General features: G+C 70.1%; 15 protein-coding genes. 2 read left to right on the plus strand and 13 right to left on the minus strand.

Going from position 1 to position 17,103, the window contains the following annotated elements:
* Window positions 1-122 precede the first annotated feature (122 nt).
* From V5F49_RS06690 to V5F49_RS06750, 13 genes are all read right to left on the minus strand, one after another.
* Complete coding sequence (locus tag V5F49_RS06690; protein ID WP_394118359.1) at window positions 123-1,157, minus strand: Ldh family oxidoreductase; 1,035 nt, start codon at window positions 1,155-1,157, stop codon at window positions 123-125.
* Window positions 1,154-2,848 carry a hydantoinase B/oxoprolinase family protein gene (locus V5F49_RS06695; RefSeq protein ID WP_394118360.1) on the minus strand — a complete coding sequence of 565 codons (1,695 nt, stop codon included), beginning with the start codon at window positions 2,846-2,848 and terminating at the stop codon, window positions 1,154-1,156. The genes V5F49_RS06690 and V5F49_RS06695 overlap by 4 nt, the downstream gene beginning before the upstream one ends.
* 21 nt (window positions 2,849-2,869) lie before the next feature.
* Window positions 2,870-4,915, minus strand: a complete 2,046-nt coding sequence (locus tag V5F49_RS06700) for a hydantoinase/oxoprolinase family protein (RefSeq protein WP_394118361.1) — start codon at window positions 4,913-4,915, stop codon at window positions 2,870-2,872.
* A gap of 34 nt (window positions 4,916-4,949) precedes the next feature.
* Window positions 4,950-5,693, minus strand: coding sequence for an aldolase/citrate lyase family protein (locus V5F49_RS06705; RefSeq protein ID WP_394118362.1), 744 nt, complete (start codon window positions 5,691-5,693; stop codon window positions 4,950-4,952).
* A 115-nt stretch (window positions 5,694-5,808) separates the two neighbouring features.
* Window positions 5,809-6,603 carry an ABC transporter permease gene (locus tag V5F49_RS06710; protein ID WP_394118363.1) on the minus strand — a complete coding sequence of 265 codons (795 nt, stop codon included), beginning with the start codon at window positions 6,601-6,603 and terminating at the stop codon, window positions 5,809-5,811.
* Window positions 6,604-6,614: 11 nt separating this feature from the next.
* Entirely contained in the window at window positions 6,615-7,490 is an 876-nt protein-coding gene (locus tag V5F49_RS06715) for an ABC transporter permease (RefSeq protein ID WP_394118364.1), read from the minus strand.
* Entirely contained in the window at window positions 7,487-8,581 is a 1,095-nt protein-coding gene (locus tag V5F49_RS06720) for an ABC transporter ATP-binding protein (protein ID WP_394118365.1), read from the minus strand. The genes V5F49_RS06715 and V5F49_RS06720 overlap by 4 nt, the downstream gene beginning before the upstream one ends.
* An 8-nt stretch (window positions 8,582-8,589) precedes the next feature.
* Complete coding sequence (locus tag V5F49_RS06725; RefSeq protein ID WP_394118366.1) at window positions 8,590-9,636, minus strand: ABC transporter substrate-binding protein; 1,047 nt, start codon at window positions 9,634-9,636, stop codon at window positions 8,590-8,592.
* An 80-nt stretch (window positions 9,637-9,716) separates the two neighbouring features.
* On the minus strand, window positions 9,717-10,385 hold the full coding sequence (locus V5F49_RS06730; protein WP_394118367.1) for an RraA family protein: 669 nt from the start codon (window positions 10,383-10,385) through the stop codon (window positions 9,717-9,719).
* Window positions 10,386-10,399: 14 nt separating this feature from the next.
* A complete protein-coding gene (locus V5F49_RS06735; protein ID WP_394118368.1) occupies window positions 10,400-11,206 on the minus strand; it encodes a carbon-nitrogen hydrolase family protein in 807 nt (268 codons plus the stop codon).
* 117 nt (window positions 11,207-11,323) lie between these two features.
* The gene (locus V5F49_RS06740; protein WP_394118369.1) at window positions 11,324-12,244 is read right to left on the minus strand and encodes a LysR family transcriptional regulator; all 921 of its coding nucleotides are present in this window, start codon (window positions 12,242-12,244) and stop codon (window positions 11,324-11,326) included.
* A gap of 487 nt (window positions 12,245-12,731) precedes the next feature.
* Window positions 12,732-13,055 carry a 4Fe-4S dicluster domain-containing protein gene (locus V5F49_RS06745; RefSeq protein WP_394118370.1) on the minus strand — a complete coding sequence of 108 codons (324 nt, stop codon included), beginning with the start codon at window positions 13,053-13,055 and terminating at the stop codon, window positions 12,732-12,734.
* A complete protein-coding gene (locus tag V5F49_RS06750) occupies window positions 13,052-14,677 on the minus strand; it encodes an FAD-dependent oxidoreductase (RefSeq protein ID WP_394118371.1) in 1,626 nt (541 codons plus the stop codon). Before V5F49_RS06750 ends, V5F49_RS06745 begins: the two co-directional genes overlap by 4 nt.
* A gap of 198 nt (window positions 14,678-14,875) precedes the next feature.
* On the opposite strand from V5F49_RS06750, the gene V5F49_RS06755 reads away from it, so the two are divergent.
* Complete coding sequence (locus V5F49_RS06755) at window positions 14,876-15,844, plus strand: TauD/TfdA dioxygenase family protein (RefSeq protein WP_394118372.1); 969 nt, start codon at window positions 14,876-14,878, stop codon at window positions 15,842-15,844.
* Between the two features lie 73 nt (window positions 15,845-15,917).
* Complete coding sequence (locus tag V5F49_RS06760; RefSeq protein ID WP_394118373.1) at window positions 15,918-17,081, plus strand: ABC transporter substrate-binding protein; 1,164 nt, start codon at window positions 15,918-15,920, stop codon at window positions 17,079-17,081.
* Window positions 17,082-17,103: the final 22 nt, after the last annotated feature.

Genomic DNA, 17,103 nt, shown 5'->3' on the forward strand with positions numbered 1-17,103 from the left:
GCGTCATCGTGCAGGTCGGGCGCCGAAGACCTCCGAGGCGGGAAGCCGCCTGCCCCGATCGACAGGGGCAACGATCGCCGGCCCGGGCGACCGTGACCAGACGGCCGCCCGGGCGGACTTGCTCAGGCGACGACCGCGGCGACCGCTTCAAGCCGCTCCTTCAGGGCGAGCGGAATGCGCACCCCGGCCTCCGCCGTGTGCCTGCGGGCAGCGGCGCGGCGCGTTCCGGGCAGGCGTGCCCCTTCCTGCTCCACGATGGCCGCGAGCAGGTGTGCCAGCCGGTCTCCCGCGCGGGGCCCGGCCAGCGGGCCGGGATCGACCGCGATGAAGAGCTGCCCGGTGCGCGGGGAACCGCCCGCGTTGTCGGCGAAGGAAGAGGCGTCGATGGACAGGCTCGCGCCCGTGATCCAGGCCGCGAACAGCTCCACGACCAGCGCCAGCCCGGCCCCCTTGTGACCGCCGGAGGGGACCATGGTGCCCCCGTCGAGGGCGGCTTTGGGATCGTCCGTGGGATTGCCGTCCCGGTCGAGCGCCCAGCCGAGCGGGATCTTCTCGCCCCGCTGCTGGTGCACCACGATCTCGCTCTTGGCGATGACGCTGGAGGACTGGTCCAGCACCAGCGGGTCGGCGCCGGGGCGCGGCACCGCGAACGCGATCGGGTTGGTGCCGAACACCGGCTTCGTGCCGCCCACGGGCGCGATGGAGGCCGGCGCGTTCACGAAGCCGAGCGCCATCAGGCCGGCCCTGGCGATGCGCTCCACATGGTAGCCCACCACGCCGCAATTGTAGGAATTGGTCACCGCCAGCGCCGCGATGCCCTGCGTCCTCGCCGCTTCGAGCAGGGCCGGAAGACCAAGATCGATGGCGGGATGGGCGAAGCCGTCCATGGCGTCCACCCGCACCAGGCCCGGCCGCGGGCGAGTGAGGACCGGCGCGGCGGTGCCGTCGATCTTGCCCACCTTGGCATGGGCGCAATAGGTGGGCAGGCGGGCGAGGCCGTGGCTGTGCACGCCCTCGGCCTCTGCGGCCACCACCGAGGCGGTGACCGAAAGCGCGTTGGCGGTGCTGACGCCGCTCGCCGTCAGCGCCCGGAAGGTCAGCGCCTCCACCTCCTTGAGGCTGAGGCCGACCATGGGGACGGAAGACGGGGCGCTCACGCGGCCTCTCCCTTCTCCGCGTCGCCGGCCAAGCCATAGAGGGTGCGCGCGGCCTCCTCCGTCACCAGCCCCTCGGCGAGGTCCTCGGCGAGGCGCGCCGGGTCGCGGTCCGCCGGGTTGCCATAGCCGCCGCCCCCGGAGGTCTTGATGGTCACCGTGTCGCCGGCCTGCAACGGAATGCCCGAGACCTTGGAATTGAGGCTCACGGTGGAACCGTCCGCCCGGGTCACGGTGGTGGAGGAAAGCGAGCCGGGCTTTCCGCCCTTGATGCCGTAGGGCGGGAAGCGGAAGCGCTCAAAATTGGTGGAGAGGGAGCCTTCCGGCGCCTCCAGCCGGAACTCGCGCACGAGGCCGAGGCCGCCGCGGTTGGCGCCCGCGCCGCCGCTGTCCGGCAGGAGGCCGTAGCGGGTGAAGATCACGGGGTATTTCGCTTCCACCATCTCGATGGGGGCGTTGGTGTTGTTGTGCAGGCCGCAGGACAAAGCGCTCGCGCCGTCCCCGCCCGCATGGCCGCCCCAGCCGCCCACCTCGATGTCGAAATAGACCTGCCGCCGGGCATCCGGCCGCACCAGCGAGACGGCATAGACATAGGAGATGGCGTAGTAGGCCGCCGGGATGCGGTCCGGCGCGATCTGGGCGAGCGCCCCGAACACGGCGGTGGCGATGCGGTGGTTCACCACCATGCGGCCCGCCACGGGGGCGGGGAATTGCGCATTCACCACGCTGCCCTCGGGCAGGGCGACCATCACCGGCCGGTAGCAGCCGGAATTGGCCGGGATATCCGAGCCGAGCGCGGCCAGCAGGGCGTAATAGACCGCCGAGCAGGTCATGGCCGGCGTGTTGTTCACCGGGCCGCGCACCTGCGGGCTGGAGCCGGCGAAATCGAGGGCGATGGCATCGCCCGCCTTGGTGATGGTCACCTGAAGGCGGATGGGCTCCTCCGACTGGCCGTCGTCGTCCACCGTCTCGACGAATGTGGCGGTGCCGTCCGGCAGGGAGGCGATGGCCGCGCGCATCATGCGCTCGGAGCCGTCGAGGATGGCCGACATGGCGGCGGAGAGCGTGTCGCTGCCGTACTTCCGGGCGATGCGCGCCACCGCCTTCGCGCCGATGCCCAGCGCCGCGATCTGGGCGTTGAGGTCGCCGCGGGTCTCGTCGGCCTGCCGCACGTTGTAGAGCAGCATCTCGAACACGCCGGTGTTCAGCACGCCCTTCTCCACGAGGCGGAGCGGGGGAATGCGGATGCCTTCGTGGAAGATCTCGGTGGCCGCCGCATAATAGGAGCCGGCCGCGCCGCCGCCGACGTCCACATGGTGGCAGAGCGTGCCGACGATGGCGACGCGCCTGCCGTCCACGAACACCGGACGGAAGGTCTGGATGTCCGGCAGATGCTGGCCACCGGCATAGGGATCGTTGGTGACGATGACGTCGCCCTCATTCCAGCTCTCCAGCGGAATGAATTTCTCGAGCACCGTCTTCAGGCAGTCGGACATGGAATTCAGATGCACCGGGATCCGGGCCGACTGGGCGATGTTGCGGCCCTCGGCGTCGAACACGGCGGTGGAGAAGTCGAGGATCTCACGCACCACGGTGGAGCGGCTGGTGCGCCAGATGGTGAGGCTCATTTCCTCGGAGGCGGCGACCAGCGCATTGCGGATCACCTCGAGGCGGACGGGATCGATGGGTGTCATGATTTCGGTGTCCTCAAGGTGTCAGTGGCGCTGGGTGCGCTCGGCCACGAGCGCGCCGGTGGCATGGGAGCGGATGGTCCAGCCGGCCGGCAGGTAGGTGGCGGTGTAGACCTCCTCGACCACGGCGGGACCGGTGATGCCCTCTGCCGTCACCGCCTCGCGGGCCACCACGCGGGTGTCCACGAAGCCGCCGCGGCCATAGACGGAGCGGGACTTGTCCGCCGCCGCGATGCCCGCCGCCGCCGGGGCGGGCGTCGGCTTGGCGAGGCGGCCGATGGCGGAGAGGCGCAGCGCCACCACCTCCACCGGCACGGCGGGCTCGTCATAGGAGAAGCGCTGGCGGTGCAGCGCGTGGAAGGCGGCGGTAGCGCGGGCGATTCCGTCCGCCGAGAAATCCGCCTCGTCCAGCGGCACGCGCAGGTCGAAGGCCTGGCCCTGGTAGCGCAGGTCCAGCGCCCATTCGAAGCCGCGATTGCCGGCCGCGACACCGTCTTCCGCCAGCAGCCGGTCGCCATCCTGCGCCAGCTGGGCGGCGCGCTGGGCGAGGCTGTCGCCGAGGTCCGCCAGAAGCCCGATCTGGGTGGAGGAGAGGTCGTGGGTGATGTCCGACCACAGGATGCCCCAGGCCGAGAGAGTGGAGGCATGCGCGGGGAAGATCACCTTGTTCATGCCCAGCTCCTCGGCCACCTCGCAGGCATGCACGCCGCCGGCGCCGCCGAAGGACAGGAGGGCGAAATCCTCCGGGTCCATGCCCTTCTCGAACAGGGACAGGCGGATGGCGGTGGCGAGGCTGGAATTGGTGACGGCGATGACGCCGGCCGCCGTCTCATCGGCAGAGAGCTTCAGCCTGCCGGACACCTCGTCCGCCGCCCGCGCGGCCGCCTCGCGATCAAGGCCCATGCCGCCGCCCATGAAGCTCGATCCGTCGAGCCGGCCGAGCAGCAGGTTGGCGTCGGTGACGGTGAGGCGCGTGCCGCCGCGGCCGTAGCAGGCGGGCCCCGGCTCGGCCCCGGCGCTGTGAGGGCCGATGCGCAGGCGCCCGCCATCATCCACCCAGGCGATGGAGCCGCCACCGGCGCCGATGGTGCGCATCTCGATCATGGGCAGGCGCACGGGCAGGCCGTCCACCTCGCCCTCGTTGACCATGGAGACGCTGCCCTCGTGCACCACCGACACGTCGAAGCTGGTGCCGCCCATGTCGACGGCGACAAGGTTCGGCTCGTCGAGCGCCGCCGACAGGCGCCGCGCCGCGGCTGCGCCACCCGAGGGGCCGGAGAGCAGGAGCCGCGCCGGCTCGCGCCCGGCCTTGGCAAGGCCCGCCACGCCGCCGTTGGACTGGACGAGATAGACCTGCGTCTGCGGCACCTCTTCCTTCAGCTTGCCCGCGAGGCGGTCGGTGTAGGTCTTCACCACCGGAACCAGCAGGGCGTTGAGCGCGGTGGTGGACATGCGCTCGTATTCGCGCAGCTCCGGGGAAATGTCGGACGAGAGCGAGATCTCGATGCCCGGCAACAGATCGCGCAGGATCGCGCCGGCCTGCTGCTCGTGGGCGGGATTGGCATAGGCATTGAGGAAGCAGACCGCGACGGACTTCACGCCGGCCTGCTTCAGGCTTGCCGCCAGCGCCTTCACCTCGGCCGCATCGAGGGCGGCGATGATGCGGCCGTCTGCGCCGATGCGCTCGTTGAGGCCATAGCAGAAGCGCCGCTTCACCAGCGCCGGCTGGGGCGAGGCGGTGATGGCATAGACATCGGTGCGGCCGTGGCGGCCGATCTGCATCACGTCCTCGAAGCCGGCCGTAGTCACCACCGCGCCCAGCGGCAGCTTGCGCTCCAGCACCGCATTGGTGGCGATGGTGGTGCCGTGCAGCAGGTATTGCACCTCGTCCAGCGAGAAGCCGAAGCGCTCGCTGGCCTGCCTGATGCCGGTGAGGAGGCCGATGGAGGGATCGGACGGCGTGCTCGGCGTCTTCATCTGGTGGATCGCGCCGGTGCGCCCGTCGAGGATCTCGATGTCGGTGAAGGTGCCGCCGATGTCCACGGCGATGCGGATGGAGGGGGTGGTCATGGGATCACTCGATGTCTGGAACGGAAAGGACGGGTCACAGGAGGCCTTCGGCGGAAAGGCCATCCACCAGCGAGGCGAAGGCGGCGCGCACCATGTAGAACTGGGCGCCCACCACGGTGACGGACACGCCGTGCGCCTTGGCGAAGGCGCGCTCCGGCTGGGTCCAGCACGGCATCACCCAGGGCTTGCCGGCGGCCTTGGCGGCGGCGGCGATGCGGGCGATGTCGGCCTTGTCGGCGTCGGAGAAGGTGTAGCGCTCGTTGCCCGCCGCCATGGCGAGGTCCGTGGGGCCGGCGAACAGGCCGTCCACCGTCGGCAGGGCGGCGATGGCCTCCACGTCGGCGAGGGATTCCCGGCTCTCGATCATCGGCCAGCACTTGACGCGGGCGTTCTCGTCCGAGGCGTAGGTGGGCGAGGCCGGGCCGTACGTCACCGTGCGGCCGCCGGCGTAGGAGCGCACCCCGAGCGGGGGATATTTGGCCGCGCCCGTCACCTGCCGGGCATGGGCCACGCTGCCGATGTGGGGGATGATCACGGCGTCGGCGCCGAAGTCGAGCGCCTGCTGGATCGGCTCGGTCAGCGGGCCCAGAACCTTGGCATAGACCTTCATGCCCAGCGCCCGGCAGAAGGGGATCACCCGGTCGAGGTCGTCGAGGTTGAAGGTGCCGTGCTCGATGTCCAGCACCACGGCGGTGAAGCCGGCATCCCGCGCGATCTCGATGTGCGGGAACACCGGGGCGGTGAGCCAGAAGGCGAAGGCGGAAAGGGAGGAGGTCACGTCAGGGCTCCGGGGGTCAGGCAAGGCTCTCCCGTTCCCGCGCGAGGCGGGTTGGTCGAGGACGGGGACTGCGGATGGGGCCGGCGTCAGCCGCCGGGCGGGGCGCCGGGCGGGGTCATTTCACGAAGGTCCGGGTCAGGCCGGCGGTGCGGTCCACCACCAGCACCACGGCGAGGGTGAGCACCACCAGCAGCACCGATATGGCGGCGGCCAGGGGGTCGGCGTGCTGATCCACGTGGTTGTACATGGCCACCGGAAGCGTCTGCAGGCGCGGGCCGGTCATGAACAGGGACAGCACCACCTCGTCGAAGGAGACGAGGAAGCACAGGACCGTGGTGGAAACCATGCCCGAGCGCATCATCGGCAGCGTGACCCGGAAGAACACGGTGAGCGGCTTCGCCCCCAGCATCCCGGCCGCCTCCTCCACCGTGAGCGGCAGGTTGGCCAGCGCGGTGGAGAGCACCCGCACCGCGTAGGGCAGCGTGACCACCAGATGGGCGGCCACCAGCCCCTGGAACGAGCCGATGAGGCCCATCGGGGCGAACACCAGCAGCAGCGCGAGGCCGAGCACGATGGTGGGCAGGAGGAGCGGCGCCGAGAACAGGCTGGCGAGGGCCTCCGCGCCGGGCGGCTTGAGGCGCACCAGCGCGTAGGCCGCCGGCAGGCCGATGGCGAGCGACAGCACGGTGACCACGAAGGCCAGCGCGAGGCTGATCCAGAAGGCGCTCATCATGCCGGCATTGGCGAAGATGGCGCCATACCATTTCACGCTCCAGCTGGAGGGCGGGAAGGCCATGAAGTCGTCGCCGCTGAACGAGATCGGAACCACCACCAGGAGCGGCGCCAGCAGGAACACGAACATCAGTCCGGCGGCGATCTTCAAGGCGGGGGAGATGGGGCGTTCGTCCATGTCTCTCCTCCTCAGGCGATGCGCCGCAGGGCGCGGCCGTAGAGCACGAGGGAGAAGCCGAACACCACCAGCACGATCATGGAGAGCGCGGCGGCAAGCGGCCAGTTCAGCGTCACGATGGCCTGGTCGTAGATCTCGGTGGCGAGCAGGAACACGCGCCCGCCGCCGAGCAGCTTGGGCGTGACGAAGGAGGAGATGGCGAGCACGAAGCACAGGAGGCCGCCCAGCGCCATGCCCGGCGCGGTCAGCGGCAGCACCACCCGCCAGAAGGTCTTGAGCGGCGATGCGCCGAGCGTCAGCGCCGCTTCCTCCAGCCGCGGATCGAGCCGGCCGAAGCCGGAGAGCAGCGCGAGGATCATGTAGGGCATCAGGATCTCGGTGAGGCCGATGACGACGCCGGTCAGGTTGAACATCAGGCGCGGCGGCTCCGCCATGCCGAGGGCCATCAGCGCATGGGCCACCAGTCCCCGGTCGGAGAGGATGGCGATCCAGCCATAGGTGCGCACCACGGCGGACGTGAGCAGCGGCGCCACCACCAGCACCATCAGCACGGTGCGCCAGGTACCCGAGGCGCGGTGCAGGTACAGCGCGATGGGATAGGAGGCGATCAGCGTCAGCACCGTGATGAGGAGGCTGACGCCGACGCTGTTGGCGATCAGCTCCAGGGTGAAGCTGTCGGTGAGGGCGGCGGTCCAGGTGTCGAGATTGTAGCCCGCCCCGAGCGCGCCGGAGGCCTGCGCCTCGCGGAACGACATCTTGAGCAGGTTCACCACCGGCCACAGGAAGCCGATGGCATTCACCAGGGCGATGGGCGCGAGCAGCAGGCTCGCCGCCCCGAGCGGGCCGAGCCGCCGCGGCTCGGCGGGGGAGAGGGCGAGGCTCGTCATGACGCGGCGTACACGAACGTGTCCTGGGGGCGCCAGGACAGGGTGACGGGCGTGCCGGGCGCGAGCAGCGCCTCGCCGCCGCGGGTGGATGCCTCGGTCTTCAGGAGCGTGCCGGAGGCCTCCACCTCGTATTCCAGGATGTCGCCGGCGAAGGTGGCGCGGGTGACTGTGCCGGAGAGGCGGTAGCACCCCGCCTCGGCCGGCGCCGGACCGGTGGCAAGCGCCATGCGATGCGGGCGCACCATCACGTCCACAGGCCCCTCGAAGCCGGGCGCGGCAACCGTGATGCCCGCCACCTGCGCCACCCCGCCGGAGGCCCGGCCGGAGAGGCGGTTGATGCGACCGACGAAGCCGGCCACGAAGGCGGTCTTCGGATGCTCGTAGATCTCGTGGGGCGTGCCCATCTGCTCCAGCCGGCCATGGTTCATCACCACCACCTTGTCGCAGATGGTGAGGGCTTCCATCTGGTCGTGGGTGACGAAGATGGCGGTGATGCCGAGCCGCTTCTGGATGTCGCGGATCTCGGTGCGCATCTCGTCGCGCAGCTTGGCGTCGAGGTTGGAGAGCGGCTCGTCGAGCAGCAGGATGGAGGGGCGCACCACCAGCGCGCGGGCCAGCGCCACGCGCTGCTGCTGGCCGCCGGAGAGCTGCGCCGGGCGATGGTGCTCGCGGCCGGCGAGGCGGACCATGGCGATGGCCTCCTTCACCCTCTGCGCCGCCTCCGCCTTCGGCACCTTGCGCATCTCCAGGCCGAAAGCCACGTTGCGGGCGATGTCCATGTGCGGGAACAGCGCATAGGACTGGAACACCAGTCCCATGTCCCGCTTGTAGGGGGCAACGCCGGTGAGGTCGCGCCCGTCCACCACGATGTGGCCGGAGGAGGCCGGGACCAGCCCGGCGATCATGCGCAGCGACGTGGTCTTGCCGCAGCCCGAGGGGCCGAGGAAGGCGACCAGCTCGCCCCTGGCCACATCGAGATTGAGGTCGTCCACCGCGGTGAAATGGTCATAGCGGCGGGTGAGGCCCCGCAGGGACAGGAACCCCTGTCCCTGCGCCAGGCGCGTCATCTCGGCGGGCTCGGCGCGGATCATGGCTTCCCTCACCGGCTCGCCGGAAGGACGCGGCGGCGCCACTGCTCCGCGATCTTGTCGCGGACCTGGGCGAGGGCGATCCAGTCCACCGGCATCACCTTGTCGAGGTTCTTCACCGCCGTGCGGTCGAGCGCGGTGCCGGTGATCTCCGCCCTTGCATTGGTGGGCGCGTAGAACATGGTCTCGGTGAAGCTCTTCTGCGCTTCCGGCGAGAGGGCATAGTTGACGAATGTCTTCGCCGCCTCGGCCGCCGGCGCGCCAGCCACCAGATTGATGGTGTTGATCTGGAAGATGGTGCCTTCCTGCGGGATGACCGCCTTGATCTTGCCACCGGACAATTCGCTGTTCACCTGGGCACGGGCGTTGTAGCCGACGCCGAGAGCCGCCTGGCCGGTGATGACCGGCGCGTAGACTTCCGGCTTGGGCTCCCACGTCTGCACGTTGGGGGCGATCTCGGCGACGGCGGCGAGGCCCTTGTCCACGCTCTTGAGGTAGTCGGCGCCGCCGTTGGCCTTGTCGAGGATCAGCACGAGGCCGAGGCCCTGGATGTCCGGCACGCCGGGGATCACCACCTTGCCCTTGTAGGGCGCCTTGGCCATCTCCATCCAGGACTTGGGCGCCTCCTTCACCTGCTCGGCGTTGTAGAGCAGCACCAGATTGTCGAAGGTCACCCCGACGCCGGCCACGCTGGGAATGCGGGCGTTGGGGTAGAGGTCCTTCACGTTGGGAACGTTGGCCTCGTCGATCTTGGTGAAGAGGCCTTCATCCGTGCCGGCCTTGGAGACGGACACGTCCATGATCACCACGTCCGCCTGGGGCGCGGCTTTCTGGGCGCGCAGGTTGCCCAGCATGGCCGCCGAGGACGGCAGCGGGAAGAAGGTGACCTTGATGTCCGGATGCGCCTTCATGAACGGCTCGACCACGGCCTTCGTGTAGCGCTCCTGGAACAGGCCGGAATAGGCCATCACCGTCAGGTTGGTCTCGGCCACCGCGGGGCCTGCGACGAGGCCGGCGGCGAGGATGCACAGGGTTCCGAACTTGAGTGCGGCATTCATCTCGTTTGTCCCTCTGGAAGGGTGACCGGGCCGCTGCGGCGGCCTCTCTTGGCTGGATCGATCGGCGGGTGGCGCGCTGCTCAGGCCGATAGCAGGTTCGCCTCCACCATGGAGCGCGCGCCGGAAATGTCGGGCAGCTTTTCGCCCGCAGCGAGGCGGGCGAGCAGGACCACCTCCGCCTCCTGCATGGCGATGGCGCGGGCGGCGACCGCCGGGGCCTCGGACGGCTTCAGCACCACCACGCCGCTCTCGTCGCACAGGACCGCATCGCCGGGGCAGATGGTCTGGCCGCCGACGGTCACCGGCACGTTGAGCGCGCCCTCCAGGCCGAGCAGCTTGGTGGTGATGGGCGAGGGCCCGCGGCACCACATGGGCATGTCCACGCGCACGATCTCCGAGAAATCCGTCGCCGGGCCATCGATGACGCCGGCCTTCACGCCCGCGATCTTCATGGCGTTGGTGATGACGCCGCCCCAGCAGGCATGGCGCTCGTCGCCGCAGCGCTCGATCACCACCACGTCGCCGGGGCGGACATAGGCGGTGAGATAGTGGAGCAGCGTGGAATCGGCATGGGGAATGCGCAGGGTCACGGCGGTGCCGGCGACCCGCTTGCCGGGCAGGACGGCGCGGATGGCGGGATCCACGAAGCCGGAATGCAGCACATGACCGATGGTCGCGACCTCGCACTTCTCGAGCTCGGCCACCAGCGCGGGCGCGATCTGCTCCGGCATGGGATTGATGGTGAACATGGCGCAGGCTCCGATCAGGCGAGGACGTGATGGCGGGCGACGGGCACGTTGGCGCGCACCTTGCCGGTGTAGGTGAAGTCGAGGCGGGTGGAGGTGAAGCCCACCCCGTCCGAGCACTGGGCCGCGACATGGCCCCAGGGATCGATGACCATGGAATGGCCCCAGCACCACTTCCGGCCGCCGGCATGGGGGCCGGTCTGACCCACCGCGAGGAACCACGTCTGGGTCTCGATGGCGCGGGCGCGGGCCAGCACTTCCCAATGGTCCTTGCCGGTCATGAGCGTGAAGGCCGCGGGCAGCACGATCACGTCGGCGCCGGCGTCGGCCAGCCTGCGGAACAGCTCGGGGAAGCGGATGTCGTAGCAGATGGCGCAGCCGACGGTGGTGTCGCCGATCTTGTACGTCACCACCGCGTCGCCGCGGCTGACCGTGTCCGATTCACGGTAGACGGTGCCGCCGGTGATCTCCACGTCGAACAGGTGGATCTTGCGATAGAGGGCGATCTCGCGGCCGTCCGGACCAAACACCACGGTGGTGTTGTAGAAGGAGTTGCCGTCTTTTTCGGCGACGCTGCCGGCGTGGATCGCCACCTTCAGGCGCCGCGCGAGGCCCGACATGAGCTGGTAGGCCTCCCCTTCGGGGAACGTCTCGGCGGAGGCCTGGGTCTCCTCGGGAGTGTCGCCGAGGCAGGCGTAATATTCGGGCAGGACCACGAGGTCGGGATGCTCGAGAGCCACCGCGTCCTCGATCAGGGCTTTGGCGGCGGCGAGATTCGCCGCCTTGTCGCCCTGGCTGTTCATCTGGATGAGCGAAACCTTCACGCGCCGTCTCCCTGGCTGCTGGCGCAAGCAGACCAGAGGCGCTAACGCCCGACAAACGCGAAATAATTGTCCGCCGTAACAAGCAATGCTTATGAGAGCGGCATGGGCGGCGGCTGCTCATTGCGTGTGCAGCGCAGCATCCCGCTCGGGAGGGTCGGCGGCAGCGATCTCGGCGGCCATGTGCGCGATGATCCCGGGCAGGGGGCTGCCGGGCTCATCGCGGAAGATGGCGTGCAGGTTCAGCGGGGGAATGCGGGCATCCACGTCCAGCAGGACGAGCTCCCCGCGCTCCACCATCTCCGCCACCACCACGTTTGGCAGCACCGCCACGCCCATGCCGTCACGCACGAGGCGGGTGATGGTGGCCAGCGAGTTGGAATTGAGGATGCGGACCAGATGCCGGTCGAGGCCGGAGGATTCCACCAGCTTCTGCACGTTCTGGTGCGGTTGCGACCCGCGGGAGAAGGCGAAGATGGGCTGCGCGGCGAGGTCTTCCAGCAGCAGGCGACGGCCGTGGAGCCCGAGCTTCGGCGAGGCGACCCACTCGCAGGCATAGCTGCACAGCTCGATGTTGCGGCAACCGGGCGCCAGCACCGGGCCGGCGATGAGCGCGAGATCCACCTGTCCTTCGAGCAGCATGCGGGCGACCGTGAGGCTGTTGTCCACGGCGAGGTCGAGGTCCACCTCCGGATAGATGGACTTCACATGCTCCACGAGGCGCGGCAGCCAGGCGTAGACGATGGTGTCGATGGTGCCGATGGCCACCCGCCCGCGCAGCCGGTGCGGATCGCCCACGCCGAGCCGCAGATCGGCGGCAAGGCGCACGATGGTTTCCGCCTGGGCCAGCGCCCGCTCGCCCGCGGGCGTGAGGCTGACATTGCGCAGGTCCCGGTCGAACAGGCGCACGCCGAGGTCCTTCTCCAGGGTCGCGATGCGGTTGGAGACGGCGGCCTGGGTGGTGCACAGCCGGTCGGCCGCGCTGGAAAAGCTGCGCAGCCGGGCCACCCAGAGGAAGGTTTCGAGGAACCTTATGTTCATGCGTCCTGAAGGCTCCAGCCGGGACCAGGGGACGGCGATCATGCCCCTCTGGGACGGAACTGCAAGCTGCTGGCGCGCATCCCCTTTCCCTGCGGGAACCGGAGCTTGCGGTTCCTTCCCCGCTCCGGCAGAAGGCGAGCGCCGTCGCGGCGCCACGGCTTTCGGCTCAGGCCGCACCCAGGTCGCGTGTCCGCTGAAGCGGACGCGGCCACCGGCACGACCCCTGGCATGCGCCCGGCTTCCGCCGGTCCCGAGGCGGGCGCGGCGGGGTCTGCTCTTCGGGGGGTGGTGAACCCGTCCACCGCTCCGCGCCGCCGGCCGGCGCATCCGCAGGCGGCGGAGGGCGCCTGCGGCAGGTCACCTTCCTGTCCCCGTGCCCGCGAGGCTTCCGCGCATCATCATCTGCACCGCGCGGAGCAGGGCCGCTGCGAGGCAGGCGGCGATACGCGATGCGCGGTGCGCGGCGGAGAAGCCTTCGAGGTGCCCGCTACTTGGCAGCAAGCACCACGTGCATCGCGTCCACCGAGCGGTTGGCGGCGGTGGCGGGGGTCCAGCCGATGGCGGCGCGATAGCTGCCGAGGGGGAGCGGCGCGTCCGCCTCCCCGGCAAGGCCGAGCGGCGCCCCCGCGGTCGGGGCCACATAGAGCGCATCCTCCGGGCAATACAGCTCGCACATGAAGCAGGTCTGGCAATCCGCCTGCCGGGCGATCACCGGCGGGCCGGAGGGAGCCGGCGCGAACACGTTGGTCGGGCACGCGGCGACGCAGATGTTGCAGCCGGTGCAGCGGGCGGCGCTGATGATCTCGATCATGCCGCGATCCCCTCCCCGGCGAGCCTGTCCACGGCATCCGCCGCGAGCGGCGGCGCCGGCCGACGGGAGACGAGCACCTCCGCCAGCCCTCCCGAGGTGAGGAAGTGGCGCTGGGCCGGATCGGCCGCCCCGTGGTCGAGCCGGCGGTGCATGCCGCGGCTCTCGGTGCGGGCCAGCGCGCTGCGGTACATCCAGCGGGCGACCGCCGTCATGGCCGCCGCCTCGCGGGCGCGCAGCACGTTCGCACGGTCCGCCGGGGCGGAGGCGGACAGGCGCGCCCACTGGCTGTCGAGGCGGCCGAGGGATTGGGTGAGGCCTTCTTCCGTGCGGAAATAGTTGCGGTCGAAGGGGTGGACCTCGTCCACCACCGCCCGCGACGCCGCAGCGGGATCGAAGGGGCGGGCGCCGGCGTCCCCGAGCCCCGCGGTGCCGGCGCCCCGGCGCGCACGCCCTTCCGGAGCATGGCGGCCGAAATCGGCTGCGGCGCGCCCGGCCCAGCGGCCGGACGAGACCGCCCACGCCGCATTGTGGCTGCCGCCGCCGGTGAACCCGCCGCAGATCAATTCGCGCGTCGCCGCATCGCCCGCCGCATAGAGGCCGGGCACGCGCGTCGCGCAGGTTTCATCCACGATGCGCAGGCCGCCGGTGCCGCGCACCGTGCCCTCGAGGTGGAGCGTGATGGGGAAGCGGTCGATGAAGGGATCGATGCCCATGCGATCGAAGGGCAGGAAGAAATTGGGCTGGGCCGCGCGCATGCTGGCCTGCATGTCCGCCTCGGCGCGGTCGAGCCGGGCGAACACCCGCCCCTTCTGCAGGTGCCGCGCGATCACCGAGCGCCCTCCGTTCGAGGCTGCGCCGGGGATCACCGCCCCGGCCTCGTCGGTGAAGGTCGCCCACTTGAAGAACAGCGTCTTGGTGACGGAGGCGAAGTCCGCCGCGATGGCATAGGCGTTGGAGAATTCCATGCCGGAGAAATCGGCCCCTGCCTCGGCCGCCATCAGGTGGCCGTCGCCGGTGAGCGCGGTGCAGCCGAGCGCGCGGGAGAGGAAGGCGCAGCCGCCGGTGGCGATCACCACCGCGCCCGCGTTCACCTGCCATCCATCGCCCTGCTGGCGGCGGATGCCGCGGGCGCCGGCCACCGCGCCGGCCTCGTCCACGAGCAGCTCCAGCGCGGGCGCGTGATCGAGGATGCGCACGCCCGCGCCCTTCGCCAGCTTGCGCATGAGGCGCATGTATTCCGGCCCCTGCAGCGAGACGCGGATGGGGTTGCCGGCGCCGTTCAGCGGAAAGGGATAGCCGCGCGCGCCCAGTTCATGGAGCGCGGCGTAGGTGGTCTCCAGCACCCGCGCCGACCATGCGCGGTCTGCGAGGAAGCCGCCGAGCGCCTCGCGGCTGACGATGGCGGTGCGCCGCAATCGCTCGTCCGGCTCCACGTACCAGATGGACGTTCCCGACGGGGCGGTGGCGCCCGAGGTTCCGCAGAAGCCCTTGTCGGCCAGCACCACCCGCGCCCCCGCGCGCGCCGCCTCGAATGCCGCCCATGTGCCGGCGGGTCCGCCGCCGAGGACGAGCACGTCGCAGGTGATGTCGAGCCCGGACGGGGCTGAAGATGAAAAGCCCATGATCGCCTCCCAATTCCCCGCACAACCTTTCGCCGCCGCCCCGTGCGAGGCGCGGCGGCACGCCGTGATAAACAACGGCGATCTATTGTTCATTTAATTTATAGACTTAATCAAAAATATCAAGATTAATATCCGCCGACCGCCCCGCGACGTGCGGTCGGTTCGCCCGCCGTAGCCAGTCTTTGGCCAGGAGGCCCCATGAGCGCTTCGACAAGCCCACGTCCGACCCCGCCCGCGCCCGGCATCGCCGCGAGCGACGTCATCCCGCTCGCCGGCCGCATCGGCGCGGAGATCCGCAACGTTCGGCTCGCCGGCGACCTGCCGCAGCCGCTGTTCGACGAGATCCACCGCCTGCTGCTCAAGCACAAGGTGCTGTTCCTCCGCGACCAGGGCCATCTCGACGATGCCGCGCAGGAGGCGTTCGGCGCCCGGTTCGGCGGGCTCGTCCCGCACCCCACCATCGGGGCGCTCACCGGCACCTCGTCGGTGCTGGAGCTGGACACCCGCCGCACCGGCGAGCGCGACAGCGGCCAGGGCGCCGGACGTGCGGACCAGTGGCATACCGACGTGACGTTCGTGGACGCCTACCCGAAGATTTCCGTGCTGCGCGGGGTGGTGATCCCGGCGGCCGGCGGCGACACCGTGTGGTCCAACACCGCCGCCGCCTATGAGCGCCTGCCCCAGCCGCTGCGCCAGCTCGCCGACAGCCTGTGGGCCACCCACTCCAACGCCTACGACTATGCTTCCGTGCGGCCCCACGCCACCGACGACGACCGCAGCCAGTTCAACCGCAACTTCACCAGGACCGTCTTCGAGACCGACCACCCGGTGGTGCGGGTGCATCCCGAGACCGGGGAGCGCTCGCTGGTGCTGGGCAATTTCGTCCAGCGCTTCGTCGGCCTCAACAAGGGCGACAGCCAGAAGCTCTACGACCTGTTCCAGAGCCACATCACCGCGCCGGAGAACACCGTGCGCTGGCGCTGGCGGGAAGGCGACGTCGCCATCTGGGACAACCGCTCCACCCAGCATTACGCGGTGAACGACTATGGCGACGCCCATCGCGTCGTGCGCCGCGTCACCGTGGACGGCGAGGTGCCGGTGAGCGTGGACGGGCGCGCCAGCGTCACCCGCAACCGCTTCGAAAAGCCCGCCGACCGCGCCGCCTGACGCCATGCCCATGCCGGCGTGCGACAGGCCCGCCGGCATGCCTGTGCCCGCCCCATCCAGGAGGTCCAGATCGATGCGTCCGCCCGTTCCCGCCACCGGCCCCGCGCCTGCACATCCAACCACCCTCGCCGCTCTGCCGCGCGGCTTGCTGCGCGCCCTGGCGCGCGCCGGGGCGGCGCTGTTCTGCCTCGCGTTCCTCGCCGGGCCTGCGGCGGCCGAGACGGTGATCCGCTTCGGCCATCCCGGTGTCGGCGCCGAGCAGAGGCCCTATTCCTATGGCGATCCGACCACCTATGCCCGCGCCCGGGAGCTGATCGAGAAGGAGTTCGCCGCCGACAAGGACGTGAAGATCGAATGGACCTTCTTCCGCGGCGCCGGGCCTGCCCTGAATGAAGCGGTGGCCTCGGGCCAGCTCGACTTCTTCCTGCTGGGTGATCTTCCGGCCATCGTCGGCCGGGCGCGCGGGCTGAAGCACAAGTTCATCTTCGCCACCGGGCGCAACAATCCCATCTTCCTCGCCGTTCCCACCGACAGCACCATCGCCCGCGTGGAGGACGTGAGGGGCAAGAAGGTCGCCCTGTTCAAGGGCACCAACCTGCAGAACGCCACCGACCGCATCCTGGCCCTGCACGGACTTTCGGAAAAGGACGTGCGCTTCATCAATCTCGACGCCAATGCCGCCGTGGCGGCGCTGACCTCCGGCAATGTGGACGCGGTGTTCGGCGGACAGGAATATCTGCCGCTGGCGGCCAAGGGCGTGGTGAAGATCGTCTACACCACCAAGGGCGACGACCCGACGCTGGGACGCAATTCGTCCTACTTCGTCACCGAGGCGTTCGCCGCCGCCCATCCCGACCTGACGCAGCGCGTGGTGACCACCTTCATCAAGGCCGCGCATTTCATCTCGCTGGACGAGAACCGCGACGAGGCGTTCGAAGCCTGGGCGCTCTCCGGCCTGCCCAAGGAGACCTTCGCCACCAATTTCGACGGGGTGCGGCTCTCCCTCATCGTCAATCCGCTGATCGATGACTATGTGGTCGCCCGCTACAAGGAACAGGCCCAGGCCGCCAAGGACTACGGCCTGCTCAAGGGCGATCCCGACATCGACCACTGGTTCGACCGCACCTATCTCGATGCGGCGCTGAAGACGCTGAAGCTCGAAGACTTCTGGTCCACCCGGGACGGCCGGGGAAACATCGAGACCCGCGGCCGCATCGACCAGAAGGCATCCAACTGAACCGCTCCGCATCGCCGGCCCG

It is taken from the genome of Xanthobacter lutulentifluminis (assembly GCF_043194675.2).
GTDB lineage: Bacteria > Pseudomonadota > Alphaproteobacteria > Rhizobiales > Xanthobacteraceae > Xanthobacter.